The sequence below is a fragment of the Streptomyces sp. NPDC002958 genome, assembly GCF_055563255.1.
This window is the reverse complement of the sequence record NZ_JBVHDS010000001.1, coordinates 441189-456783: the sequence shown is the minus strand read 5'-3', so window position 1 is coordinate 456783 and position 15595 is coordinate 441189. Positions and strand designations below refer to the sequence as shown.

At 69.0% G+C, this 15595-nt stretch carries 13 protein-coding genes; 10 read left to right on the top strand and 3 right to left on the bottom strand.

From position 1 onward, the window contains the following. The first annotated feature begins 250 nt into the window (after positions 1 to 250). Positions 251 to 679, top strand: a complete 429-nt coding sequence (locus ACZ3IC_RS02165) for a hypothetical protein (RefSeq protein WP_467411643.1) — start codon at positions 251 to 253, stop codon at positions 677 to 679. 192 nt (positions 680 to 871) lie between these two features. Further along, the gene (locus ACZ3IC_RS02160; RefSeq protein ID WP_467411642.1) at positions 872 to 3550 is read left to right on the top strand and encodes an FG-GAP-like repeat-containing protein; all 2679 of its coding nucleotides are present in this window, start codon (positions 872 to 874) and stop codon (positions 3548 to 3550) included. Positions 3551 to 3754: 204 nt separating this feature from the next. Here the strand turns inward: ACZ3IC_RS02160 and ACZ3IC_RS02155 are convergent, their stop codons facing one another. Continuing rightward, a complete protein-coding gene (locus tag ACZ3IC_RS02155; RefSeq protein ID WP_467411639.1) occupies positions 3755 to 5359 on the bottom strand; it encodes a beta-N-acetylhexosaminidase in 1605 nt (534 codons plus the stop codon). Positions 5360 to 5672: 313 nt separating this feature from the next. Here ACZ3IC_RS02155 and ACZ3IC_RS02150 point away from each other — a divergent pair, with 313 nt between their 5' ends. From ACZ3IC_RS02150 to ACZ3IC_RS02125, 6 genes are all read left to right on the top strand, one after another. After that, on the top strand, positions 5673 to 6200 hold the full coding sequence (locus ACZ3IC_RS02150) for a 2-oxo-4-hydroxy-4-carboxy-5-ureidoimidazoline decarboxylase (RefSeq protein ID WP_467412094.1): 528 nt from the start codon (positions 5673 to 5675) through the stop codon (positions 6198 to 6200). A gap of 208 nt (positions 6201 to 6408) precedes the next feature. Beyond that, complete coding sequence (gene sdhC / locus ACZ3IC_RS02145; protein ID WP_093900148.1) at positions 6409 to 6789, top strand: succinate dehydrogenase, cytochrome b556 subunit; 381 nt, start codon at positions 6409 to 6411, stop codon at positions 6787 to 6789. Between the two features lie 5 nt (positions 6790 to 6794). Further along, the gene (locus ACZ3IC_RS02140) at positions 6795 to 7271 is read left to right on the top strand and encodes a succinate dehydrogenase hydrophobic membrane anchor subunit (protein ID WP_351202296.1); all 477 of its coding nucleotides are present in this window, start codon (positions 6795 to 6797) and stop codon (positions 7269 to 7271) included. Positions 7272 to 7299: 28 nt separating this feature from the next. After that, a complete protein-coding gene (sdhA, locus tag ACZ3IC_RS02135) occupies positions 7300 to 9054 on the top strand; it encodes a succinate dehydrogenase flavoprotein subunit (protein ID WP_467411635.1) in 1755 nt (584 codons plus the stop codon). Then, positions 9054 to 9815 (top strand): succinate dehydrogenase iron-sulfur subunit, encoded by a 762-nt coding sequence (locus ACZ3IC_RS02130; RefSeq protein ID WP_467411634.1) that lies wholly within the window; start codon positions 9054 to 9056, stop codon positions 9813 to 9815. Before sdhA ends, ACZ3IC_RS02130 begins: the two co-directional genes overlap by 1 nt. A gap of 183 nt (positions 9816 to 9998) precedes the next feature. Beyond that, complete coding sequence (locus tag ACZ3IC_RS02125; protein WP_467411632.1) at positions 9999 to 10601, top strand: hypothetical protein; 603 nt, start codon at positions 9999 to 10001, stop codon at positions 10599 to 10601. Between the two features lie 306 nt (positions 10602 to 10907). Here ACZ3IC_RS02125 and ACZ3IC_RS02120 read toward each other — a convergent pair whose 3' ends face one another. After that, the gene (locus tag ACZ3IC_RS02120) at positions 10908 to 11417 is read right to left on the bottom strand and encodes a MarR family winged helix-turn-helix transcriptional regulator (protein WP_467411631.1); all 510 of its coding nucleotides are present in this window, start codon (positions 11415 to 11417) and stop codon (positions 10908 to 10910) included. 87 nt (positions 11418 to 11504) lie between these two features. Here ACZ3IC_RS02120 and ACZ3IC_RS02115 point away from each other — a divergent pair, with 87 nt between their 5' ends. Together ACZ3IC_RS02115 and ACZ3IC_RS02110 are read left to right on the top strand one after the other, a co-directional pair. Next, the gene (locus tag ACZ3IC_RS02115) at positions 11505 to 12767 is read left to right on the top strand and encodes an MFS transporter (RefSeq protein WP_467411629.1); all 1263 of its coding nucleotides are present in this window, start codon (positions 11505 to 11507) and stop codon (positions 12765 to 12767) included. A gap of 180 nt (positions 12768 to 12947) precedes the next feature. Then, positions 12948 to 13658, top strand: coding sequence for a TetR/AcrR family transcriptional regulator (locus ACZ3IC_RS02110; RefSeq protein WP_467411628.1), 711 nt, complete (start codon positions 12948 to 12950; stop codon positions 13656 to 13658). A 196-nt stretch (positions 13659 to 13854) separates the two neighbouring features. Here the strand turns inward: ACZ3IC_RS02110 and ACZ3IC_RS02105 are convergent, their stop codons facing one another. Beyond that, positions 13855 to 15411, bottom strand: coding sequence for an ABC transporter substrate-binding protein (locus ACZ3IC_RS02105; RefSeq protein WP_467412093.1), 1557 nt, complete (start codon positions 15409 to 15411; stop codon positions 13855 to 13857). Positions 15412 to 15595: the final 184 nt, after the last annotated feature.

The window sequence follows — 15595 nt, the reverse complement described above, 5'->3', positions numbered from 1 at the left end:
TGACCGAATCCACCGGCAGAGAAAGAGAAATCCCCGCCAGGGATTCGAGCGGGGATACTGGAGGCTTGGTCAGCGCCTGGTCAAGCGACCGCACTTAAGGCCTTGAACTGGGCATACGTTCCCGCATGCCATCACCTCCGGACCAACCGGGCGGCAATTTGCCCCTTTTGCGAAAGGGTTGGATTCCTTCGCTCCAGGCCCTGTATAGACGGACCTATTTCCTTGATTCCAATCTCTGTCGGGAGCATCGGTGGACAGCGAAAACAGAAAAAAGAACCCGATCGACCGCCGCGGTATCGCAGCGGCCGGAGCGCTACTGCTGGCCTGCACCGGCCTGGTGACGTACGGCATCCTCGACACCGAGGAGAGGCCGGCACCGCGCGCCGTCCCGACCGCCGATGTCACCTATGAGGTCACCGGCGAGGGCACTGCCGACATCTCGTACGTCCGACACGGCGGCGACCACAGCTCGGTCACGGTCCAGAACGCACGGCTGCCCTGGCGCGCGACCGTCCCCGTGCCGCTGGGGAAAAACCCCCTGGTCAGCATCGTCCTCGGCGCGAAGGGCGGCACCGGCACCTGCGCCCTGGCCATCCGCGGCCGGCACGTCCAGTCCACTCTGGCCACGGGCGCCTACGGTCGGGCCACTTGCAGCGGCGAACTCCCCGCGTCCGGGTGAGCCCCGCACCGGCCCCGGCCTTCTGTGATGCGCGTCACTTTTGCGGAAATCGGTGTGACGTTTGAGCCCTGGGCTTCGCTGGGTAACCCGGGCCGCCTGTGCGACGGGTGGGGCCCGTTGAACTTCCGCAAAATTGGACTCACTTGAGGGGTGGGGCATTTGAGCCCACGCAGTTCGCATGCATACAGACCGATGAGCCTGAAGCGCCGCGCCTGGCTGACCGTCGGTGCCGTGGTTCTCGGCGGGGCGGGCGTGGTGACGGTCGCCATCGCCAATCCGTCCGACAGCCCTGCCGGTCCCAAGGGTCCGGCGGAGCGTCCGGCGAAGCTGCGGTCACTCGCGCTGGGCGGGGGTACGGCCACCGAACGGACGCTGCCGGCCACGACCACCGAGCCGTTCTCGCTGGTGGGCATCGGCTGGGACGGGGCGGCTCAGCGGGACAGCACCGCGCAGGTGCGAACCAGGGACGCAGAGACCGGGAAGTGGTCGCCCTGGCGGGGACTGGAGTGGTCCGCCGACGGGCCGGACGGACGCGAGCGTGCGAGCGCGCGGCAGGCAACCGAGCCGTTGTGGGTCGGCGCCTCGAACGCCGTACAGGTGAAGGTCGACTCGAAAAAAGCGCTGCCGAAGGGGCTCAAGCTCCACATGGTGGATCCGGGCGTCAGCAAGTCCGAGTCCCGTAACCCGGCGGCCGCCGTCGCTCCGGACTCCATGGACAACGCCGCCTTCGCCGCGGAGGAGACCGCGAGTCCGTCGGCGACGAGCACGACCGACACGCCGACGGGTGCGCCCACGGAGTCGGCCGCACCGACCGACACCGCGACACCCACGGACGCCGCGACGCCGACGGCCACGGCCACGGCCACCGAGACGGCCACCGCCTCGCCCACCCCGGAGCCGACGGCGACCGTACCGACCGCGCCGCCGTCGACCGTCAACCGGCCGCCGATCATCAGCCGCGCCCAGTGGGGCGCCGACGAGTCTCTGGTCGAGAGCCCGCCCGAGTACATCGACAAGGTGCGGGCGGTCTACATCCACCACACCGTCGACACGAACAACTACAGCTGCGCCGACTCCGCCGCCATGGTCCGCGCGATCATGACGTACCACGTGAAGACCGACGGCTGGAACGACCTCGGCTACAACTTCCTGGTCGACAAGTGCGGCCAGATCTTCGAGGGCCGCGGCGGCGGCGCCGACCTCCCGGTCAAGGGTGCCCACACCTACGGCTTCAACGCGTACTCGACCGGCATATCGCTGCTCGGCAACTTCGAAACCGGCAAGCCGTCCCAGGCCGCCCTGCAGTCCGCTGCCCGGGTCGCCGCCTGGAAGCTCGGCCAGTACGGCGTCAGCCCCACCTCCAAGGTGACGCTGACCCGCCTCGTCACCGACGCGGACGGCAACACCGAGCCCGCCGGTGACGTCACGTTCAACAGCATCGCCGGACACCGCGACGGGTTCGCCACGGCGTGCCCGGGCGCGAACCTGTACACCAAGCTCGGTGCGATCCGTACGTACGCGACCAACGGCACCCGCAACGCCGCGATCCCGACCGCCGACTTCAACCGGGACGGCATCACCGATCTGGTCGTCGGTCTCCCGAAAGCGGCGAGCAGCGCGGGCCGCGTCACCGTGCTGCCCGGCACCGAGGACGGCCCGGGCTCGGCCGCGAAGCGGACGCTGGACCAGAGCAGCGCGGGCGTGCCCGGCGGCTCCGAGGCGGGTGACCTGTTCGGGTCGTCCAACGCCTGGGGCGATGTGAACGGCGACGGGTACGCGGACCTGGTCATCGGCTCGCCGGGCGAGGACTTCTCGCAGGCCGACAACGGCACGGTCGCCGTGATGTACGGCCCCGGCCTCACGACCGGCAAGGGGTACTCGGTCACCGAATCCAGCCGGATCGGCGGCGAGAAGCTCGGTACGACGGTCACCTCGGGCGACTTCAACGCCGACGGCAAGGCCGACATCTTCTCCGTCGCACCGGGTAAGCCGGGGCGTTGGTGGGCCTGGGACGGCAAGACCGGCGCGGCCAAATCCGGTTACCTGAACACCGCCGCGTACACCGCTGCCGTGAGCTACGCGGCCGCGGTCACCGGCGACTTCAACAAGGACGGCTACGCGGACGCCGCCGTCAACTACCGCGACCCGGGCGGCATCGGACGGCTGCTGTGGCTGAAGGGATCCGCCACCGGACTGCAGCGGGTGGGCATCCTCGACGCCCGCGGCGGACGCTCGCTGGCCGCCGGTGACATCAACGGCGACGGCGCCACCGACCTCGCGGTCGGCCAGCCCTCCGCCACCGAGTCCGGGCACACGGCCAAGGGCGGCGCCGTCACCGCGGTCTTCGGCTCGGCCACCGGTCTGACGTCGACCGGCCGCAAGACGGTCCACCAGGACACCACCGGTGTACCGGGCGGCGGCGAGACCGGTGACGACATGGGGGCGTCCGTCTCCATCGGCGACGTCAATCTCGACGGGTTCGGCGACATCCTCACCGGCGCGCCCGGCGAGGACCTCACCCGCAGCGACGTGAACCGGAGCAACGCCGGCCAGGTCTTCCTGATCCGCGGCTCCGCCACCGGTCCCACCGGCACCGGGGCCGTCGGATACAGCCAGGACACGACGGGCATCCCCGGCTCCACCGAGTCGAACGACCGGCTCGGCTCGTCGGTATCGCTCACCGACCTCTCCGGATACAGCCGAGCCGACATCGCGATCGGCGCGGACGGTGAGGACGCCAACAACGGCACGGTCCTGCAACTCGACAACACCAGCGCCTCGGGCATCAAGCCCGACACCGGCCTGTACTACGGGGTGACGGCGCTCGGTTCACCCACCGGGATCCGGATCGGGCTGACCCTGGCCCCGTAGCACCCGGGCCGCTTGCCTCATTCGCACACATGCTGGAGCCCCTCGGCCTGACCCGAGGGGCTCCTGCCTTGTGCGGAGGCCCTCGGGTCAGGCACGGCCGCGGGCCCGGCACGACATCGGCTGCGGATGTTCAGCCCCGCTGCCACGGCGAGCAGATACGCCACGGCGACGACCGCCGGCAGCAGGGAGTCCGGCCCGCCTCGCTCAGCCCTCCCCGTCGATCCGCGCGGCCAGCGCCTGGAACTGATTCCAGCTCAGCGCCGGTTTGCCCGGGTCCCACAGCTTCTGGGCGGTCGCCCGCAGCGGCATCCTGATGCCCTGCGCCACCTGCGCCGGGGTCTGCGCCTCCGGCAGGTCGCCCCAGACCGCGAACCGGCCGCCGAGGATCTGGCCGGAGTAGCGCGCCGGGACCGGCTGGGTGCCGCGCAGGACGAGCGGGGTCCATTGTTCGTAGATCCGCTTGCCCGTCGGGTAGATGAAGTTGTTGGGCTGGCCGAGTACGTAATAGAGGAACTCGTCGTTGAGGTTCACCACGCGCCGTCCCTCAGCCAGGTACTCCTCCGGCAGCCGGGCGCCGTACTCCCTGCCCGTCCAGTACTCGACCTCGATGTCCTTGTCGGCGTGGACGACTCCGTCGCGGAAGAAACCGTCGTTCCATGCCTTGGGCTGCTTGCCGCGCGGGCGCACCACCGCCGCCCGGTCGTTGAGCCAGCCGGTGGCGAGGTCCTTGATGCCGGCCTGTGGTCCGAACCTCTGCTGGGCGGCGCGTTGCAGCTGCGGATACGAGGCGGCCGGGTCCTGGGCCATCAGCGCAAGGTACTCGTCGGCGCCGAGATGCCAGTACGGGCCGCCGAACAGCCCGGTGAACTCGACGAGGAGCTCGTCGATGAGCTTCGCCGCTCCCGGGTTGGAGATGTCGATCGATCCGGGCGAGCGCACACCGGACACATTGCGCAGCTGGAGGTCGGGGTGGGCCTGCAGGACCGCGCCCAGATGGCCCGGGGAGTCGAGCTCGGGGACGACCTCGATGTGCAGTCGGTCCGCGAGGCCGAGGATCTGCCGCACCTGTGCCTTGGTGAGGTGCTGCGGCGACACCACTTCGGGGTGGGTGTCGGACTGGATGCGGAATGCCTGGTCGTCGGAGAAGTGCAGGCCGAGCTGGTTGAGCTTGAGGTCGGCCATCTCGCGCAGCCGGTCCTCGATCCAGGCGACGGTGTAGTACTTGCGCGCGATGTCGAGGTTGAGTCCGCGCTGCGGCCGGTCCGGGCGGTCGCGCACCTCGCCCTCGGGCATTTCGCCGTCGGCGCGCACCGACTGTTTCAGGGTGCGGGTCCCGTAGAAGACACCGGCCTCGTCGGGTCCGCTGATCCTGACCCGTCCGTCGTGGGTGGCGAGGGTGTACGACTCGGGGGTGCCCTTGCCCGGGGTGAGGGCCAGTTCCACGTCGCCCGCGCGGGCGGGGACGGCACCCCGGTAGTGGATCTTCAGCTCCTTTGCCAGCAGCTGCCCCTCGTCCGCGAGCGTCCCGCTGCCGTCGGCGATCACGACCCCGGCGGCCGGGCCCGGTCGCCAGCCGGGGCCGCGGGCGGCGATGTGCTCGCGTACGGCGGGGATGGTGCGGGGCGGGGCGGAGAGCGGGTAGCTCCGGGTCGGCGAGGGGGCGGCCGGGGAGCGCGGGGGAGTACGGGAACCCGACTCCCCCGTGCGTCCGCTGTCGGAGCTCTCCGGCCAGACGACGACGGCGATCGCCACGGCGGCCGCCGCGGTGAGGACCGCACCGGCCACGAGCGCGCCGCGTGAGGGCGACATCGGTCAGAAACCTCCGACATAAGGGAGAAGAAGGGGCGAATAACGAGATAAACGGTCATTCTCCTCGGAATGCGGTCCATCGGACGGTCCGAAACTCTCCCGTCCGGGTGAAGTTCGCGCATCTGTCGGACGACTGTTGCCCAGCCTCGCTAGCTTTGAGGCACATTCGTCCCTCCCTTCACTCTGCTTACCTCCCTTCACCCCGCATCCGCCTGGTTCCACCACCCCCACAGCCCAGGCTCACGGATGCCGTTGATTCCAGGAGCCCACGCTGCCCAGGTCCAGCGAGTCCCACGCCGGCCTCCCGAAGCGACTGCGGCAACCGGCCACCCCGACGGCCGTACCCGTACAGAACTCCGCACCGGCACAGGGCCCGGCCCGCGCCCCGGGCCTCGACCGCTTCAACACCGCACCATCCGCCGAGGCCGAGGCCGCCCTGCTGGACTGCTGCGGCAGCCACCGCTGGGCGCAGCGACTGGCCGCCCACCGCCCGTACCCCGACCTGGACGCGCTGCTGGCCGCCGACGAGGCGGGCTACGACCTGCCCCCGCCGGATCTCGCCGAGGCACTGGCCGCCGAGGTCTCCCCCGGGCTGCACCACGCCGCGCCGCACTCCGCCCATCTCGCGTTGCGGGCGGCGCACGCCGCGTACGAGTGCCGCTTCGGCCATGTGTTCGTGATCTGCCTGGACGGATTCGAGCCCGCCGAACAGCCGGACCAGGTGCTCGCCGGAATCCGGACCAGACTGGGCCACGACCCCGACCAGGAACGGGTGGTCACCGCCGACGAGATGCGGCGACTCGCCCGGGGCCGCATTATCGAGCTGATATCGGGTTCATAACGGAACGGGGTCGGTCAGCCGGTCCCCACCGGTCCGTTCTAGCCCGTCCGTGGCAGTTTGATTGCCACTTTGATCACACCAGAGGCCCCCGCGCGGACGAACCGACAAAGCGTCGCTACGATGGCCGGGGCCGGTGGACCGTACCCGGCCGGGTCAGACCGACAGTCAAGCCGGCCGGCCCCAATCCCCGCTCCCGGAGGGTTTTTCCGTGCCGGCTGGAACGCTGTACCGCGGCCGGGAAGGCATGTGGTCCTGGGTGGCTCATCGAGTCACCGGTGTCCTCATTTTCTTCTTCCTGTTCGTGCACGTCCTGGACACCGCTCTCGTCCGCGTCTCCCCCGAGGCCTACGACGACGTCGTGGCCACGTACAAGACGCCGATTGTCGCGCTCCTCGAATACGGCCTGGTGGCCGCCATTCTCTTCCACGCGCTGAACGGTCTCCGCATCGTCGCCGTGGACTTCTGGGCCAAGGGCCCGCGCTACCAGAAGCAGATGCTCTGGTCCGTCGTGGGTGTCTGGGTCGTGCTGATGGTCGGGGCCCTGTACCCCGTTCTCGGCCACGCCGTACGCGAAGTCTTCGGGAGCTGAGGCCAATGTCCACCGAGTCCTCCGCCGCGATCGGCTCCGTCGAGGGCGTCAGCCTCTACGACGTCGACCACCCGGCCCCGGTCATCGAGCCGCCGCGCAAGCGGACCGGCAAGACCCCCAAGGCTTCGCGCACCAACTTCGAGATGTACGCCTGGCTCTTCATGCGCCTGTCGGGCATCGTCCTGGTCGTCCTGGTCCTGGGCCACCTCCTGATCCAGCTGGTGCTGGACGGCGGCGTCTCCAAGATCGGCTTCGCCTTCGTGGCGGGCCGCTGGGCCTCGCCGTTCTGGCAGGTCTGGGACCTGGCGATGCTGTGGCTGGCCATGCTGCACGGCGCCAACGGCCTCCGTACGGTCATCAACGACTACGCCGAACGGGACAACACCCGCTTCTGGCTGAAGATGCTGCTGTACACCGCCACGGTGTTCACCGTCCTGCTGGGCACGCTGGTGATCTTCACCTTCGACCCGAACATCCGCTAGGCGCCGGGCAGAGGGACCAGAGGAAATCATGCAGATCCACAAGTACGACACCGTCATCGTCGGCGCCGGCGGCGCCGGTATGCGCGCGGCCATCGAGTCCACGAAGCGCAGCCGTACCGCCGTGCTCACGAAGCTGTACCCGACCCGCTCCCACACGGGCGCCGCGCAGGGCGGCATGGCCGCCGCGCTCGCCAACGTGGAAGAGGACAACTGGGAGTGGCACACCTTCGACACGATCAAGGGCGGCGACTACCTGGTCGACCAGGACGCCGCCGAGATCCTGGCGAAGGAGGCCATCGACTCCGTTCTCGACCTGGAGAAGATGGGCCTGCCGTTCAACCGCACGCCCGAGGGCCGTATCGACCAGCGTCGCTTCGGCGGCCACAGCCGTAACCACGGCGAGGCCCCGGTCCGCCGGTCCTGCTACGCCTCGGACCGCACCGGCCACATGATCCTCCAGACGCTGTACCAGAACTGCGTCAAGGAGGGTGTGGAGTTCTTCAACGAGTTCTACGTTCTGGACCTCCTGCTCCAGGAGGTCGACGGAGTCAAGAAGTCCTCGGGCGTCGTCGCCTACGAGCTGGCGACCGGCGAGATCCACGTCTTCCAGGCGAAGTCGATCATCTTCGCCTCCGGCGGCACCGGCAAGTTCTTCAAGGTGACGTCGAACGCGCACACCCTGACCGGTGACGGCCAGGCCGCCGCCTGGCGCCGCGGCCTGCCGCTGGAGGACATGGAGTTCTTCCAGTTCCACCCGACGGGCATCTGGCGCATGGGCATCCTGCTGACGGAGGGCGCCCGCGGTGAGGGCGGCATCCTCCGCAACAAGGACGGCGAGCGCTTCATGGAGAAGTACGCGCCCGTCATGAAGGACCTCGCGTCCCGTGACGTCGTGTCCCGCTCCATCTACACGGAGATCCGTGAGGGCCGCGGTTGTGGTCCCGAGGGCGACCACGTCTACCTCGACCTCACGCACCTGCCGCCGGAGCAGCTGGACGCCAAGCTCCCGGACATCACCGAGTTCGCGCGGACGTACCTCGGCATCGAGCCCTACACGGACCCGATTCCGATCCAGCCGACCGCGCACTACGCCATGGGCGGCATCCCGACCAACGTCGAGGGCGAGGTGCTGGCCGACAACACCACCGTCGTCCCGGGCCTGTACGCCGCCGGCGAGGTCGCGTGTGTCTCCGTGCACGGCGCCAACCGTCTGGGCACCAACTCGCTGCTCGACATCAACGTCTTCGGGCGCCGCTGCGGCATCGGCGCCGCCGAGTACTCCGCGAAGAACGACTTCGTCGACCTTCCCGAGAACCCGGCCCAGATGGTCGAGGAGCAGATCGAGCGGCTGCGCAACTCGACGGGCACCGAGCGGGTCTCGACGATCCGTCTCGAACTGCAGGAGTGCATGGACGCCAATGTGATGGTGTTCCGCACCGAGCAGACCATCAAGACGGCCGTCGACAAGATCGCCGAGCTGCGCAAGCGCTACCTCAATGTGTCCATCCAGGACAAGGGCAAGCGGTTCAACACGGATCTTCTGGAGGCCATCGAGCTGGGCAACCTGCTCGACCTGGCCGAGGTCATGGCGACCTCCGCGCTGGCCCGCAAGGAGTCCCGCGGCGGTCACTACCGCGAGGACTACCCGAACCGCGACGACGTCAACTTCATGCGCCACACCATGGCGTACCGCGAGGTCGCGGCCGACGGCGCCGAGTCGATCCGGCTCGACTACAAGCCGGTCGTCCAGACCCGCTACCAGCCGATGGAGCGTAAGTACTGATGGCAACCCCGACTCTGGACAAGGTCGAGACCGGTCCCTCGGCGTCCTCCCCGTACATCACGGTCACCTTCCGGATCCGCCGCTTCAACCCCGAGGTCTCCGACGAGGCCCAGTGGCAGGACTTCCAGATCTCGATCGACCCGAAGGAGCGTGTGCTCGACGCCCTTCACAAGATCAAGTGGGAGATGGACGGTTCGCTGACCTTCCGCCGCTCCTGCGCGCACGGCATCTGCGGCTCCGACGCGATGCGGATCAACGGCAAGAACAGGCTCGCCTGCAAGACGCTGATCAAGGACATCAACCCGGAGCAGCCGATCACGGTCGAGGCCATCAAGGGCCTCACGGTCCTCAAGGACCTCGTGGTCGACATGGACCCGTTCTTCCAGGCGTACCGCGATGTCATGCCCTTCCTCGTCACCAAGGGCAACGAGCCGACGCGCGAGCGTCTGCAGTCCGCCGAGGACCGCGAGCGCTTCGACGACACCACCAAGTGCATCCTGTGCGCCGCGTGCACGTCCTCGTGCCCGGTGTTCTGGAACGACGGCCAGTACTTCGGCCCGGCGGCGATCGTCAACGCGCACCGCTTCATCTTCGACTCGCGCGACGAGGCCGGCGAGCAGCGCCTGGAGATCCTCAACGACCGTGATGGTGTGTGGCGTTGCCGCACCACCTTCAACTGCACGGACGCCTGCCCGCGTGGCATCGAGGTCACCAAGGCGATCCAGGAGGTCAAGCGGGCGCTGATCACGCGCCGCTTCTGACCGCCACCGGCACACCGGTCGCATCCGGGGCCCCGTCCTTCCGCAGAAACGCTGCGGAAAGGCGGGGCCTCTTGCTGCGCCGTCGGGGTCTTGACGGTACGGTCATGCGGAACCTGACACCGGTTCGCCGCCTCCGGCGCAGCAAGGCGCGGGGCGCACTGGCTTGATCGAAAGCGGGGAACGTTGAGCGATCCGAATCCGTACGCGGACGACTCATACAAGTGGGGGCCTCCCCAGCAGCCGGGCAATCCGCCCACCGTCGCGGACGGCCAGGGGCACGGCCACCCCGGCGCGGGCACTCCGGCCTACGGATACCCGCAGCAACTGCCCGAGTCCGCGACCCAGCCCGGCCCCGGCTACGGCTACCCGCCGGGCCAGGCGACCCAGCCGGCCATGCCCGGTTACGGCTATCCGCAGCAGCTGGGCGCACCGCCCGGTGGTGGTGTGCCGATGCTGACGTTCGGTGACATCACCGTCATGAACGACCAGATCGTGACGCCGGCCGGCCCGATGCCTCTCAAGGGTGCGGTGTGGACGGCCACGGACCTGTCGCGCACCGAGGAGAAGATCCCGACGGTCGCGATCGTCCTCGCGATCGTCTTCGCGCTGCTCTGTCTGGTCGGTCTGCTCTTCCTCCTGATGAAGGAGAAGAAGACGACCGGCTTCATCCAGGTCTCGGTGACCAGCGGCGGCAGGCACCACTCGACGGTGATCCCGGCGACCGGCCCGGAGACCTTCCCCATGGTGATGGCGCAGCTCAACACGGCCCGCGCGATGAGCATCTGACGATCCGCAGGGACACCGCGCCTCCATCACTCCGTCACCGTCGTCGCGCTGGATCGTGACCGGCTCCAGGCGTACGCCGGGCCGGTGTGCGAGCTCGGCGGGGTCAACCGGGCCCGGGGCCGGGACATCGTGCTGCCGAACGGGCGGATCGCCCCCGGCCTCAGCCCGGTCAAGGGCCACCATCTGCGGCCGGGTAGCCGGCAAGAACCCTCCGGCTCCGACAACGTGGGCAGAGACCCTGACGACGAAGCCGGCGAAGCCTTCGAGGCAGGCCGAGCCGGCGGAATGGACCGAGAGCCCGGCGCCTCATTCCCAGGAAGCGTCGCCCCGGTCCTCGGCGACCACCATGATGCGCCGCAGCATGTCGTTGAGCAGTGTGCGTTCGTCCTTGTCGAGGACGCCGAGCAGCCGGTACTCCTCGTGGCCGAGGACGTCCATCGCACCCAGCCAGGTCGAGCGTCCCTCGTCGGTGAGCTCCACATCGACCCGTCGGCGGTCGGTGGTGGAGGGCGTACGACGGATGAAGCCGCGCCGTTCGAGCGCGTCCAGACGGCCCGTGACGGAGGCGGGCGCGAGGTCGAGGTCGGCGGCGAGCTCGGAGGGGGTGGCCGTCCCGCCGCGTCCGGCCAGCTTGTGGATCGTGTCGAACTCCTGGCGGTCCAGGTCGAAGTCGACCAGGGACTGTTCACGCACCCGGCGCAGATGGACGGACAGCCTCTTCATACGAATCACCGCGCCCTCGACATCGGGATCGAGGTCGGGAAGGACGGGCTTCCAGCGCTCCACATGTCCGTCGGTCCAGTCGCGTCGTTCCATGGGGAAAGCGTACGCCCGGCCCCCGACTGCGATTCGATACCAGATATTTCGTTGACGAATAGTTTGGTACCGAAATAGGTTGCGCGCATGCCGCATCCCTTGCGCACCCGCGCCTTCCGCCTGCTCTTCATCGGACGCACCCTCTCCCTCCTCGGCGACGCCGCCATCCCCACCGCCCTCTCCCTGGCCGTCTATCTGGCCACCGGCTCGACCGGCGCGCTCGCCCTGGTCCTGGGCTGTGCGATGGTCCCCAAACTGCTCCTGCTGCCACTGGGCGGCGTCGTCGGTGACCGCTTCAACGCCCGTACAGTCGCGCTCACCACTGATCTCGTACGGTGCGTGACCCAGCTCTTCGTCGGCGCGGAGTTACTCGGCGGCTCCCCCGCGCTCTGGCAGATCGCGGTCGCCGAGGCGATCGGCGGCGCCGCCGGGGCGTTCGCGATGCCGACCGTGTCCCCGCTGATCCGCGGCACCGTGGCGGAGTCGGGGCTGCTGCGCGCCAACTCACTGATGGCGGTGGTCAACAGCGCGACCCGGCTCGGCGGTCCGGCCCTCGCCGGAGCCCTGATCCTCACCGCGGGCCCGGGCTGGGCCTTCGTACTGGACGGCGCGAGCTTCGCGGTGAGCGCCGCGCTGCTGTCCGTCATGAAAGTCCGTCACGTACCCATCCCCCGACGCTCTCTGCTCGCCGACCTCAGGGAGGGCTGGAGCGAGGTCCGGAGCCGCGACTGGTACTGGACGAGCCTGATCGCCCACGCCGTCTGGAACGGCGCGGCAGCCGTCCTGATGACCGTGGGTCCGGCGCTCTTCGTCCGGGAGCTGGGCGGCAAGGGCGTCTGGGTCGCCCTCCTCCAGACCGGCGCGGTCGGCCTGCTCCTCGGCTCCCTGCTGGCCGGCCGGGCCTGCCCCCGCCGCCCGGTCCTGATCGCCAACCTGGGCCTCGCCACGTACGCCGTCCCGCTCGGCCTCCTCGCCGCCCACGCGCCCGCCGCCGTGACCATCGCGGCGTACGGCGTCGCCCAGGCCGGCCTCGGCTTCCTGAACCCGGTCTGGGCGACCTCGGTCCAGTCCGCCGTACCGGCGCACGCCCTGGCCCGTGTCACCTCGTACGACTGGCTGCTCTCCCTCGGCGCGATGCCGCTCGGCTACGCCCTGGCCCCGCTCGCCGCATCGGCCTGGGGCGCCGAAGTCCCCCTGGCCGCCGCTGCGGTAGCGGTCGGCGCGACCTGTCTGGCGACGGCCGCGGTGCCGGGCGTACGACGCTTCGGGGCACCCGGCAAGCAGGGGGAACGAGCCGCCGGGGCACCTGCCGCGGGACCTCCGCCTGGATCGTCCGTCTCTGGGCGCTGACCGGACACCGGCCCGGGCCCGGGTCCCACTGGCTGACCACCCCGGCGGGCCACCCGACCGGGCGACCGTGCTCGCCGCCGCGACGTACCGCTCTCAGACCGCGACACCGTGCGGCGAGGGGGACGGCGCCCGTACGGTCCTTGGGCCTGAAGGCTGACCGCGGCGGATACCCTCGGGGCTGTGGTGAAGGAAGCGAAGGCCGTGAAGGAAGTCAAGGTTCCCAAGAGCGAGCAGACCCGCACGCTCATCCTTGAAACCGCGCTCCGGCTGTTCCAGGAACGCGGATACGACAAGACGACGATGCGGGCCATCGCCCAGGAGGCCGGCGTCTCCGTCGGGAACGCCTACTACTACTTCACGAACAAGGAACACCTCGTCCAGGGCTTCTACGACCGGCTCGCCGCCGAGCACGAAGCGGCGGTCCAGCCGGTCCTGGACGGCGACAAGGACCTCGCGGTGCGGATGCGCGGGGTCCTGCTGACGTGGCTGGACGTGGCGGAGCCGTACCGCCGCTTCGCCGCCCAGTTCTTCAAGAACGCCGCCGACCCGGAGAGTCCGCTCAGCCCGTTCTCGGCGGACTCGGTCGCGGCCCGCGAGGCGGCCATTTCCATCCACCGGCGGTGCCTGGCCGGCTCCGACGCCAAGACCGACCCCGAACTGGCCGAACTGCTGCCGCAGTTGATGTGGCTGATGCAGATGGGCCTGGTGCTCTACTGGGTGTACGACCGGACGGAGCACGCCGAACGCAGCCGCCGCCTGGTCGAGCGCGCCACCCCGATCGGAGCCCGCGCCATCGCAATGTCCCGGTTCCGGGTGCTGCGACCGCTGGTGCGGCAGATTCACGAGGTGCTGGAGGAGTTCCTTCCCGGCGCCGCGAAACGTCGGCCCTAGGCGCAACACCAGTGAATTAGCGTGCCTTTGACGGCTCTGACGTGCGAAAACGTCGTGCACAGAGGCGCTGCCGGACGCCAAAGTCACTGGTATTGGCCCTAGGCGCAACAGCAGGAGGGGCGGTCGTTCCGGCAGTGCCGGGACGACCGCCCCCTCCGGATCGTGTCGTGTGCGCCGGGTCCGGCGCGGCGGACCGTCAGATCCGCTTCAGTTCCCACAGCCGCCAGACGCCGGTGCCGTCCGAGAGGTACTGCGAACCGGAGACATCGGCCGTGCTGACGACGTAGTCCTTCTTCTGCCACAGCGGCACGAGGGGCACGTCCTCACCGACCAGCTCCTGGAGCTCCTTGAAGGCCGCCGAGGTACGGCTGCGGTCGCTGTACTGCTGCGTGGAGCTGATCAGTTCGTCCATCTTCTTGCTGGAGTAGCCGTTGTGGAGGCTGTTGTTGTGACCGACCAGCGGCTGGCTGAAGGTGTCGGGGTCCGGGTAGTCGGGGAGCCAGCCGACGGCGTACGCGTCATACTTGCCGGCCGCGTACTCCTTCTGGAGCTTCTGCCATTCGACGGACTTGACCGTGACCTCGAACAGCCCGTCCGCCTCCAGCTGGCGACGCAGCTCCGCGGTCTCCTTCTCGTACGCCTCGTCGCCGCCGCGGTAGGCGAAGGTGATCGGCAGCGGCGTCTGCACGCCGGCTTCCTCCATCAGCTTCTCGGCGCGCTCGGGGTCGGGCGAGGGGTAGGCGTCGAAGAACGGTGTGCTGTGCCCGATGTAGCCCTGCGGGATCAGCGAGTAGAGCGGTTCGACCGTGCCCTTGTAGACATCGGTCACCAGCGGCCCGCGGTCGATGATCGACGCGATGGCCTGCCGGACCTTCTTGTTGGCGAGCGGAGCGCCTTCGCGGACGTTGAAGACGAGATTGCGGATCTCGGCGCTTTCCACTTCGGTGACGCGCAGGTCGGGGTCGCCGGGGTTCAGCTCGGTGAGCGCGGTCGGCGGCAGCTGGCGGTGCGTGACATCGAGCTGTCCGGCCTCCCAGGCCGCCAGGAGTGCGTCCGACTCGTCGTAGTAGTGCACGGTGACCGGGACACCGGTCTTCTTCAGCGCACCCTTGTACCGGGGATTGGGGACCAACTCGGCGGAGACGCCCGGCCGGTACGACTCCAGGACGTACGGCCCCGAGCCGTCGACCGTGTTCCCGGCCCGGAGCTTGTTCGGCGGGTACGACTCGCGATCGACGATCGAACCGGCTCCCGTGGCGAGCTTCTGCGGGAAGGTCGCATCGCGCGAGGAGAGGTTGAAAGTGACGGTGCGGCCCTCGGCCACCACGTTCTTGAGGCTCGGGAACAGCACCGACGGACCGACATCCGTCTTGATCCTCAAGATGCGCTCGATGGAGTACTTGACATCGTCGGCGGTGATCTTGCGACCGTTGGAGAAGAACAGATCGTCCCGCAGCTTGCACTGGTACGTCTGGAGCTTCTGGCCGATGAACCCGCAGCTCTCGGCGGCGTCGGGCTCGGGGACGGTCGCCCCGGGCCTGAACGTCAGGAGGGACTGATAGACGTTGCTGTACATCGCCCAGGAACCGGCGTCGTACGCACCCGCCGGGTCGAGCGAGGTGACTTCGTCCGTGGTACCGACCGCGACCGGGTCATTGTTCACCTCCTCCGAGGGAAGCAGCTGCCAGGCGCCGACGCCTGCGATGACCAAAATCGCGAGAATCGCGAGAATCCGTAGCCGGATCGACCGCATTGCCGTGCTCTCCCTTACCAGCCCCACCTCGGCGCTGCGCTCAGATACGCAAAGCACCACATGCTCGCGCTCAGCCAATCACACGATTTTCACATCTGGAAGAGCAAATCTGGGACTCATAGCCTTTTGTTCGGCACTTGAAACCTTGGGGATACGCAAGGTCCCTGACAGACCGTCGATGGAG

Excerpts from the sequence above, each read along its gene's own strand:
- ACZ3IC_RS02130 (WP_467411634.1), top strand. The coding sequence starts at position 9,054 with ATGGCAACCCCGACTCTGGACAAGGTCGAGACCGGTCCCTCGGCGTCC.
- ACZ3IC_RS02140 (WP_351202296.1), top strand. The coding sequence starts at position 6,795 with ATGTCCACCGAGTCCTCCGCCGCGATCGGCTCCGTCGAGGGCGTCAGC.
- sdhA (WP_467411635.1), top strand. The coding sequence starts at position 7,300 with ATGCAGATCCACAAGTACGACACCGTCATCGTCGGCGCCGGCGGCGCC.
- ACZ3IC_RS02120 (WP_467411631.1), bottom strand. The coding sequence starts at position 11,417 with ATGGAACGACGCGACTGGACCGACGGACATGTGGAGCGCTGGAAGCCC.
- ACZ3IC_RS02160 (WP_467411642.1), top strand. The coding sequence starts at position 872 with ATGAGCCTGAAGCGCCGCGCCTGGCTGACCGTCGGTGCCGTGGTTCTC.
- ACZ3IC_RS02115 (WP_467411629.1), top strand. The coding sequence starts at position 11,505 with ATGCCGCATCCCTTGCGCACCCGCGCCTTCCGCCTGCTCTTCATCGGA.
- ACZ3IC_RS02155 (WP_467411639.1), bottom strand. The coding sequence starts at position 5,359 with ATGTCGCCCTCACGCGGCGCGCTCGTGGCCGGTGCGGTCCTCACCGCG.
- ACZ3IC_RS02105 (WP_467412093.1), bottom strand. The coding sequence starts at position 15,411 with ATGCGGTCGATCCGGCTACGGATTCTCGCGATTCTCGCGATTTTGGTC.